This is a genomic window from Lysobacter antibioticus HS124, assembly GCF_000336385.2.
GTDB lineage: Bacteria > Pseudomonadota > Gammaproteobacteria > Xanthomonadales > Xanthomonadaceae > Lysobacter > Lysobacter firmicutimachus.
On the sequence record NZ_HG424547.1, the window covers coordinates 1 to 9,567 of the forward strand.

The 9,567-nt window shown below is 58.1% G+C and carries 5 protein-coding genes; 2 read left to right on the top strand and 3 right to left on the bottom strand.

What is annotated here, in order from left to right; genetic code table 11:
• A partial coding sequence (locus TX83_RS17905; protein ID WP_095179437.1) for a response regulator occupies positions 1–631 on the bottom strand: 631 nt, incomplete at its 3' end.
• Positions 632–1,180: 549 nt separating this feature from the next.
• On the opposite strand from TX83_RS17905, the gene TX83_RS17910 reads away from it, so the two are divergent.
• On the top strand, positions 1,181–6,037 hold the full coding sequence (locus TX83_RS17910) for an RHS repeat-associated core domain-containing protein (RefSeq protein WP_186442641.1): 4,857 nt from the start codon (positions 1,181–1,183) through the stop codon (positions 6,035–6,037).
• Complete coding sequence (locus tag TX83_RS22925; RefSeq protein ID WP_141233557.1) at positions 6,034–6,711, top strand: hypothetical protein; 678 nt, start codon at positions 6,034–6,036, stop codon at positions 6,709–6,711. Before TX83_RS17910 ends, TX83_RS22925 begins: the two co-directional genes overlap by 4 nt.
• 49 nt (positions 6,712–6,760) lie before the next feature.
• Here the strand turns inward: TX83_RS22925 and TX83_RS22930 are convergent, their stop codons facing one another.
• Both TX83_RS22930 and TX83_RS17915 read right to left on the bottom strand, forming a co-directional pair.
• On the bottom strand, positions 6,761–7,216 hold the full coding sequence (locus TX83_RS22930) for a hypothetical protein (RefSeq protein WP_141233558.1): 456 nt from the start codon (positions 7,214–7,216) through the stop codon (positions 6,761–6,763).
• 334 nt (positions 7,217–7,550) lie between these two features.
• Positions 7,551–9,341, bottom strand: coding sequence for an ATP-dependent nuclease (locus TX83_RS17915; RefSeq protein WP_075575238.1), 1,791 nt, complete (start codon positions 9,339–9,341; stop codon positions 7,551–7,553).
• Positions 9,342–9,567: the final 226 nt, after the last annotated feature.

Consider the following 9,567-nt stretch of genomic DNA (forward strand, 5'->3'; position numbering starts at 1 on the left):
AGCCGCCGCCACCCGCCGGCGGAAGCAGCCCGTACTCCATCGCTAGCCGGATCAACCCGAGATCCCCTTCGACCCCCAGCTTAGCCATTAACTTGGTCCGCACGGTGCGGACGGTCGAGTCGGTCAGTCCCAGCGTCTGCGCTATCTCGCCGGTCCGCTTGCCCCGCAGCACCAGCCACATCACCTCCATCTGGCGTGCGCTGAGCTGATCGAAGGGCGAGACTTCAAACAGCAGCCGGGGACCGAGCGCGGCGTCCAAGAAGCGCCGTCCCGCAGCGACCTCGCGGACAGCCTTCACGACGGCCCCGCCATCCTGCGCCTTCGAGACGTACCCTTTGGCTCCGGCCGCCAGGAGCCGGCGCGGCACCGGCCCGGCCTCTACGACGGAAACGACCAAGATCCGCAGATTGGGGTGCCGTGCCAACAGGCGGCGGGTGACCTCCAACCCGTCCCAGCCCGGCAGGTGAAAATCGCACAAGACGACATCGGGGTAATTCGTTCCTATAGCGGAGTACGCCTCTTCGCCATTGGCGGCTTCTCCAATGATCTGGATATCGCCTTGCGCTTCCAGCACGTCCCTCAGGCCAACCCGTACCAACGGGTGATCGTCGATCACGAACACACGAATCATTGCTCTCCTCGGCGTTAGGCCACCGAGGACGGACTTAGCCAACAAGGCCGGCGCCTTATCAACCGAATCATTCGAATTCTGCTTCGTGTCTAACCCGAAGCCAACGGATCGCGCGTTCGAATAGACAAATGCGATTGTTGGCACGGGAAAATCCTACGCCGAATCAGAATTTCCCTACGTCGTGGATGGCTGGCTAGCTGGTAGATTTTGGATTCGATCCTTCTTTACTTCGCAGCACATTGGGCTTCGACGGCCGTCCATCGTTCACGAAGTTCAGGCGATCAAATAGCGGAACCGCATAAGCGCGGACAGTCTCGTTGAAAGAGACTATTTTCGACGATGCTGCTTCAAAGGATGGAACTGCTTCAGAAGTCACATTAAAGGCGCCGTAGAGAGCACAGACATGGAACGTCAAATGCCGTCGTCCTAAACGCCCGTTCCTCCGGCAGGCCCCTGCCGCGAGTTGAGCCTATCCGAAGTCTGCCAAAGCGTAGGCCGATGCCTGCGTCGTTGATCCGTGCCAACAGGAGTAGCACCAAAGGAAGGACTATGAAGAAGAAACTATTTGCGCTGGTCTTATGCCTATCAGCCTCGTGGTCAGGAGTAGCGACCGCGCAAGCCATCACGCCGTGGAACTGGAAGCTGACGATCTACGACGCGTACAACTACGAGTTGGAAACCAAGGAATTCACCAGCCGCAGTGCGGCCGAGCAATATCTGTGGTCATCCTCGCCGATTCACGCCACGTTGCGAGAAGTGAAGTACGTCAAAAAAGGGCTCGGCGCCGAGTACAAATACACCGGCTCTCGATTTCCGACCGCTCCGGGCAAGTATCAATACCAGATCGACATTGGCCAGACGAGCAACCTCATTGGCTGGTTCAACTCGGAAGGAGAGGCCACAGCGGAACACCAGGCCTATATCAAGAAAATCTGGGGAACGGATCGACGGGCATGCGACCCCATCATTCACTCGGAAGATTGGCAATCTGATTTTCCCAATCCGTTCGGAATTGAGTATCGCCGAGCGACGATCGACATCTTCATGGATAACGATCCGACCTGCCGACCGTACTCTCAACTCAACACAGTCTGGATCGACAAACTGCGGATTACAGATCACGACTGGGTCGAACAAGTCGACGGCAACTTTTTCGCCGATCCAGCACCATTTACTGGGCTATTCACGAACGAGATTCTGCACGACGGACCTCCTGGTGCACCGTTTGGGGAGTACTCGGAAAATCAGTGGTCTGTCTTCAGTCGGCGCACGGCGACAATAGTCGGCCAGCCCAATCACTGCGCGCCGATCAAAGGAAACCCATGCGACATCGCTAGGGGCTCGAAACACGAGACCGCCACCGATGCAGTCGGCTACGGCCTGCTGAGCCTAACGCGAACATACGACTCGACCGACGCGGGAGGATCGTTCGGTCGTGGCTGGCGTGGGCCATTCGACTACTCCCTGATGCGATCCAGCGACGGGTACGAGTTCGTCCTGGCGACGCCGGACGGCAAGACCATCGACCTGTCGCGTCAAGCCGGCGAGATCAACGGAACCCAGCGCTACCGCAGTCTGGACAATCGGTCGGCGACGGCGACCAGGTACTACACGCCGCAAGGGGCACGTGCGCTACGCATCGAGTTTCCGGGCATGTCGCTGGATTTCCGCGAACCCAGCCAGGGCGACAGCGCTAAGCCAAAATCCATCACTTACAACGGCAATCAAGAACTGGGCCTGTTCTACGACGCTCAGGATCGACTGGAGCGAGTTGAGCACCAAGGCCGTTCGGTCAAGTTCATCTACGATTACACCGACACCGAACGGCTGCACAAAGTGTCTGCTGTCCTGATGCCCGATGGCCGGCTGATCACGTACGAGTACAAACCCGATGGCAATCTCGACCGCGTGGCCGACGACAGCGGCGAGCTGTTCAAGTACGGTTATAAGGTCGGCACCTCGCTCGTCACGTCGATTCTCGATAGCGGCGAACATCCGCGCGAGTATCAGTACGACGATCTGCGCCGCCTGATCGAGTCCACCAATGGGCCGGCCAAGTACACCTACGCGTATCAACCCACGCAAACCACCGTCACCTACCCCAGTGGCCGGGTAGAGGTTACCGACTTCGAGTCGACGATTCTGCGGCGCCCGGTTCGCGAGGAAACGGTGGGCGGACTGATCACCACCACCACCTACACTGGCTACGACGACACCATCACCGAGACCGACAACAACGGATTGACCACGATCCGGAAGTACAACTACAACTCGGAGACCGTCCAGACCCTGCTGAACAACGCGCTGCTACGCACGGTCGTGACCACGGTCGAGCCGGGCACCTCGCGCCCACTCAAGATTGAGGAGATGGAGGGGGCCAGCACTCTGGTCGCGCAGACGGATTACGTCTACAACGCTCGTAGGCAGGTGACCTCGGTTACCCGCAAGGACGCCAAGACGGGCGAGCAGCGCACTTCGACGCTGACCTACTGCGAGGATGCGGATCTGTCGACGCCGGATTCGACCTGCGCCATCTTGGGGGCATTGAAATCGAGCGACGGCCCTCGCACTGACGTTGCGGATGTCACCGCTTACGACTACTACGTCAGCGACGCGCCGGGCTGCGCGGTGCCGGGCGGCTACTGCCCCTATCGAAAGGGCGATCTATGGAAGGTCAGGCAGCCCCTGGGCCAGACCCTCGAGTTCCTGGCCTACGACGGCGCAGGGCGGATGCTCGGCTCCAAGGACGCGAACGGCGTTGTGACCCACCTGGAGTACGACCCGCGCGGTCGGCTGGCGGCTCAGAAGGTCCGGGGCGCGGACGACACGGTCGAGACCGACGACCGGATTACCCGATTCGAATACACCCCCAGCGGCTCCGTCAGCAAGATCACCTTGCCCGACGGAACGTATACCCGATTCACCTACGACACGGCGCTCCGGCTGACGGATATCACCGACAACGGCGGCGATGTCATCCACTTCACCTTGGACAACGCCGGCAACGCGAAACAGGAGGATGTCAAGGCGGGCGGCACGACGCTCCGCCGCACCTTGTCGCGGGCCTACAACGCCCTCGGCCAGCTGGAAGCATTGAAAGACGCGTCCCAGAACGCCACCGGCTTCCGCTACGACCTGGGCGGCAATGCCGACCGCATCACCGATGCCCTGGGGCGTAAGACCGATCAAACCTACGACGGTCTGGGCCGCCTCAAGAAGACCTTGCAGGATGTGGACGGCTTGGCCGTCGAAACGAGGCTGGAGTACGACGCATTCGACCGGCTGGCCGGGGTCATCGATCCCAAGGGTCTATCGACGGTCTACGTGTACAACGGCTTCGGCGAACAGACCAAGCTGACCAGCCCCGACACGGGCGTCGCCGACTACACCTACAACGCCGCCGGCTTGCTGGCGACGAAGAAGGACGCCAACGACGCCACTGCACATAGTTATACCTACGATGCGCTGGGACGCGTCAAGACGGTAGCCACTGGCGCGGCCAGCGATGATCTGGCGTACGACTACGACATCGTGAATCCGGAGTGCGGCACGGGCGAGACCTTCCCGGCCGGCCGGGTGACCGCGATGCGGACCAACGGGACAGAGCTGAGGTACTGCTACGACCGCTTCGGACAGGTCGTGCGCAAGGTGCAAACGCTGGCCGGCAAGAGCTTCACGCTGCGCTACACCTACACCGGCGCAGGCCAACTCAAGGCCTTGACCTACCCCGATGGAACGGTGGTGGACTACGTCCGGGACAGCCGGTCGCGCGTCAAGGAGATCGGCGTCCAGCCCAACGGCAGCGCCCGGTCCGTGCTGCTGACCAATGCCGCATACGAGCCCTTCGGCCCGGTGACTGGCTGGGCCTATGGCAACGGCCGCACGCTCAGCCGGACGTATGATCTCGACTACCGCGCGAAGACGGTGTTCGACAACGCCAGCGGCGGGCTGTCATTAGGCTACGGCTACAACACGGTCGGCGAGCTGACCGAGCTGAAGGACGGCCTTCAGAGCGCCCTACAAGCCAAATACGACTACGACACCCTGGGACGACTGAAGGTTACCCGCGACGGCCCGAGCGGCACGGCGTTGGAAACCTACGGCTACGACGGCACCGGCAACCGCACCAGCATCGTGCAGGGCGGCGCCACCACGACCTATACCTACCCCAGCACGCAGCACCGGCTGACCCGGGTGGGGGCCGTCAATCGTGCCTACAACGCGGTCGGTAACACCACCAGCATTGGCGGCACGGCCAAGGAGTTCGTGTACGACAGCAACGATCGGCTCAAGCAGGTCAAAGCCAGCGGGACGATCAAGGCGACCTATCGCTATAACGCCATCGGCGAGCGGATCGAGGCCGTGGTCGGCACAACGACGACCTACACGCTCTACGACGAGGCCGGCAACTGGATCGGCGACTACGCCGGTACCGGCGTAGCTAAGCAGCAAGCCGTGTGGATGGACGGTGCGCCGGTCGGCGTGCTGGTCGGAAGCGGCACTACCCAGTCCGCCAAGTACGTCGAGACCGACCATCTCAGCACACCGCGTGCGGTCATCGACCCCGTCCGCAACGTCGCGATCTGGACCTGGAATGCCAAGGGCGAAGCCTTCGGCAAGGATGCCCCGAACCAAGACCCCGACCTGGACGGCACCGCGTTCGTGTTCAACATGCGGTTCCCCGGACAGCGGTTCGACGCCGGAAGCGGACTGATCTACAACTACTATCGCGACTATGACGCTGCCACGAGTCGCTATCTGCAAAGCGATCCTATCGAGCTTCAGGGTGGCATAAGTACTTACGCATATGTGCAAAACTCACCGTTAAGTAGCGTCGACTTTCTCGGACTACAGAACAGCGGCGGCGGTCGGCCTACAGGCGCCGGGCTCAACTCCGCAGCGCAGCAAGTCCTACCCATCAATACGCAAGCCAATGCACTCATCCTACGGATTCAACAGGTCAACCCGAGCTATCAGTATGGGATCATCGGGCCGCGCACCACGAACTACACGCCTCGTGACATCTTCAATCTCACGCGCGACCTCTACCAAGCCAGGCGGTCGGCTGGCTGTCCGGTATCGCCCAACTTACGCGGACAGATGGGAGAGGCAGCCGTCCGCGAAAGCTACAACATCGGCCCCCGGGAGAGATTCAACGTCAATGGAAGGCAACGTGTCTCGGATGGCGTGAATCGCGAACTTGGTACGTTCAACGAAGTAAAAAACACTCCTTATCAGGCTTATACTCAGCAAATTCGAGACTATCTCCAGATATCCCGACAAGAAGGGCTTCAGTTCAATCTGTATGGTCCCCCGGGCCAAACCTTGAGCACTCCATTACGGAATCTTGTTGATAGCGGGCAGATTACCCATACTATTGTCCCGACTATGGTCGGACCAAAATGAGCCAAAAGAAGACAATTGCACGCACGCCATTGACAGATGCCGAGCTTGAAAGACTCGGTCCGGATGACATCGCATATATGAAGCTTTCGAGCGATGAGCTCGCTAGATTGCGATTAATAAACGAAGCTCGTGCAACCGCGCGTGCGTATCGCACGAAGATGATTGGCATTGAGCAAATGCCAATTCTCGCGGAACTGCGAGCGGTCGGTGTAGATACCGAGTCCATCTGGACTTTGCTGAAACGCACCACTCCGTACCCTGAAGCGATTCCTATTTTATTGAAACACCTACAGCTTCCGTACTCGGATGTGACTAGAGACGGGTTGGCACGTGCATTAGCTGTTCCGGAACCGGAAGTGCGACGTGCTTGGGCCATTTTGGTGGAACAGTATCGGAGTTGCCCGTTCGGACTTGGGTTTGTTGCGCCGGCTGATACTGAAATGCTGAGGTTGGGAGCAAAGGACGGCCTTGCATGTGCGCTGTCCGCCGCCGTGACGGAGGAAACGTTGCCAGAACTGATCGAGTTGCTTAGAGATTCCAGCAACGGAAATTCGAGGGTTTTGCTGCTTAGTCCGCTGAAGAAGCTACGAAAGAAGAGCGAACATGTCCGTTCGGTTCTCGCCGAGTTGATCAAAGATCCCGACCTCGTAACCGAGATCTCGTCCTGGAAATAGCGCTCAGCAGAAAGGCCCCGGCAACGGGGCCTTTCTTTTTGAGCGACTGCTACAGCGCTGATCGCCGTGGCTCCCGTAGTCGCCGATCAAGCGATTGCCCACTTCCTTCGCCGAGGACACCGAACAACGTGCCTGAGCTGATGCCCATGTCGTCTAGCCTCGTGAGTTCGTCGTTCAGTTCGATGGCGAAGTCGGCCAAGCCGTCCGTTTCGGCTGCTGGTTTGGTCTGGGCGTAGGCGGTTCGACGACCCGAAACGGATGTAGCTTCGACGAGGTGGAACATATCGCCTTTCTGCCCCCTGGCCTCTGCCGCCAGCACGCGGCCGAGCATGACCCGCTTCCGCGACGACCGGCGTGCCGGCGGAGCTGGCGCCAGCCGGTCCGTCCGCCATCCGCAAATCCAGCCGATATCGGCGCAGACCTTCAGTAGCCTCGCCTCAAGACTATCGCGCAGATCGGTCGCTCGCGCTGCTCGTCGAGGTTTGTTGCGACTCGTGTTCTTCATTTCGTGTCCTGCCGTAGTTATCTGGCAAGAACGATGTGGCCAAGCCGGCGACGACTCAAGCGTCTTCGCGGCACCGTGACGATGGTGACGGTTGTGATGGTCTATCCGGACCTGACGCTACACGCAGGAAAGAGAAGGTCGGGTCAAGCGCAGCCGCTGTGACGGTCGTGACGATTGTGATGGTGTATCCGGATCTTGGAACGTAGTTGAGAGAGAGGAAGTGCCGTCCAGCTACTGGTTCTCCGCCGCTGCCAAGACTATTCACTAACCGATCGAGCGACGACTACTATGGCGATGATGTAGTCGGTCTCCAGTTAGTGTTGAAAACAGGAATCTATTCACTCGGCGAACTTCTAATCCATTCAAAGAGCGCCTTCAATGCCGGCATAGACGCCTCTATCTCAGATGGACCAAGCACGCTAAGGCAGTTCTCTTGATAGAAGATTGCATCTTCGCCTTTATCACTGGCGCCGATGACATGTTCGATGCATCCAGTTGACCAAAGCCAAACTCCTTTAGCGATAAGGGCGTCATGTGCTGATTCGGCATAGGTCTTTCCTTCCGAATCTTGTGCGAAAGCTGCCCACGTTTCTGCTGCTGTGTGACCCCCTCCTTTGATTGGTAGTCCGTTTTCGCCAAGGGGTAATCCACTGCTTGCGCTAAGACGGGCAAGTATGGCCTTTACTTGCTTAAGGTCATCAGCATCTTTACTCAGCCACGCAGATGCACCTCCCTTGCGGGCTTCGACAAAGGCGAAGTCGAGGTCGGCAACAGCAAAGGCGGAAATTCCCATAACGTGTAGTACCGGGAGACCTTTTGTTATGTCCGAGCCACTACCAAGAGAGACGAAGCAGATGCGATCTAGTTCCGGCGCGTGTCCATAAATTCGTTCGTAGGCTAGTGGAAGCAAACGAAGTTCCGTCTTCCCCTCACAAAGTATTATCTTTTCACAGAAGTAAATCTCCGCAACGTTGCCAAGCTGGAAGAGTGCTCTAGATTGGGATTCAGAGTCACTTAAAGCTGAGGTCACGGCCTCACGAAGAGGGCGCCTAACCGTCGTTCCTGTGGATTTCCGACTTACTATTACTGTGTCTGGAGCGATTTCTTTGCTCAACATCAATGGCGAGTGTGTCGAAAAAACTACTTGAAAGCCGGCTCCGGCTAGATTGCGGAGAGCTTCTCGCAAATGACGAACCCCTTGGGGGTGGAGAAAGAGCTCTGGTTCGTCAATTAGCAGTAAGCGCCGATAACTTATCGAAGTTTCCGGCTTTCGTGCTTCTGCTAGATATCGAACTAGAGCCATCTGAATCGCTCGCTGTGTGCCGGTTCCCATCTGGTCAAATCTTCGACGCTCTCCTGTCAGCTGGTCAGTGACATATAGATCGCCAGCTCTAAAAAACTCCTTCAAGTCCACAATTGGTAGATCGACATCAAGGCTTAGGCCGGGAAAGAAGTCGGCCAACGCCTCGGTGGCCTTCTTGTCGAATGTCCGCAAGTGCGGTGATCTTTCCGTGCCGTTGGTAGAGAGGATTTCGCGGATAGTCGCCAATGCGCTGCTAAGGCTCTCATGTGTTGCTAGTACCGGCGCCATAACTTCATCTAACAAGCCTTTAATAGTGGTTCCGCTCTTCGCCTTGCCGAGATCTTCGGTGAGGTCTTCCATTGCAACAATGTGCAGAGGCTCCGGAAGTAGAGCGGAAACCGCTTCAGGTAAACCAGTTGGATATGCACGCCATTGTTCTGGTATTCCTATCCCCGTGTAGCTGGATGGCTCCCAGACCTGTTGGGTAGGTTTCTTGCCAGCAGCAGCGGCACTGATTCGTATCCATAGTTTTTCATCAACGATGTATGGGGACATGGCAGACCGGTGCTTCGGATCAGGTATTGTTGCCAATAGAGTTGCATCAATTCCTTCGATGCACGCTGCCACCGTCACAGGCAGGCTTGGATCTGAAAAATCACCGTTCGTCAATGCGCTTGGTGAGAGCACAAGTCCTATCGCTGAGAGGACGGTAGACTTGCCTGTATTGTTTTGACCAACCAGTGGGGTTAAGTCCCCCAGCAACAGCGAGACATGTCGGCAAGCCCGAAAGTTTGTGATGTGGATATGGCTGACCCTATGCATACGCGCTCCCGCAGTCGAAGGGCTCTATGCTGAGTATGTTGTTGGTCCAGTCACTTAGCACAGTAAGTGGGTACATCAGGACATAGAACGTTGCCTGATGACGATCGAGGCCAGGCAGCAGTAGCTGCTGTAGTGCCGGGTCCTTCCTGGCGGTCGGGATGAACGGGGGGCACGGCCGCGAAACCTCGCTAGCGCCAGACTCGCGAATGAGGTTTGCACTCAAGAG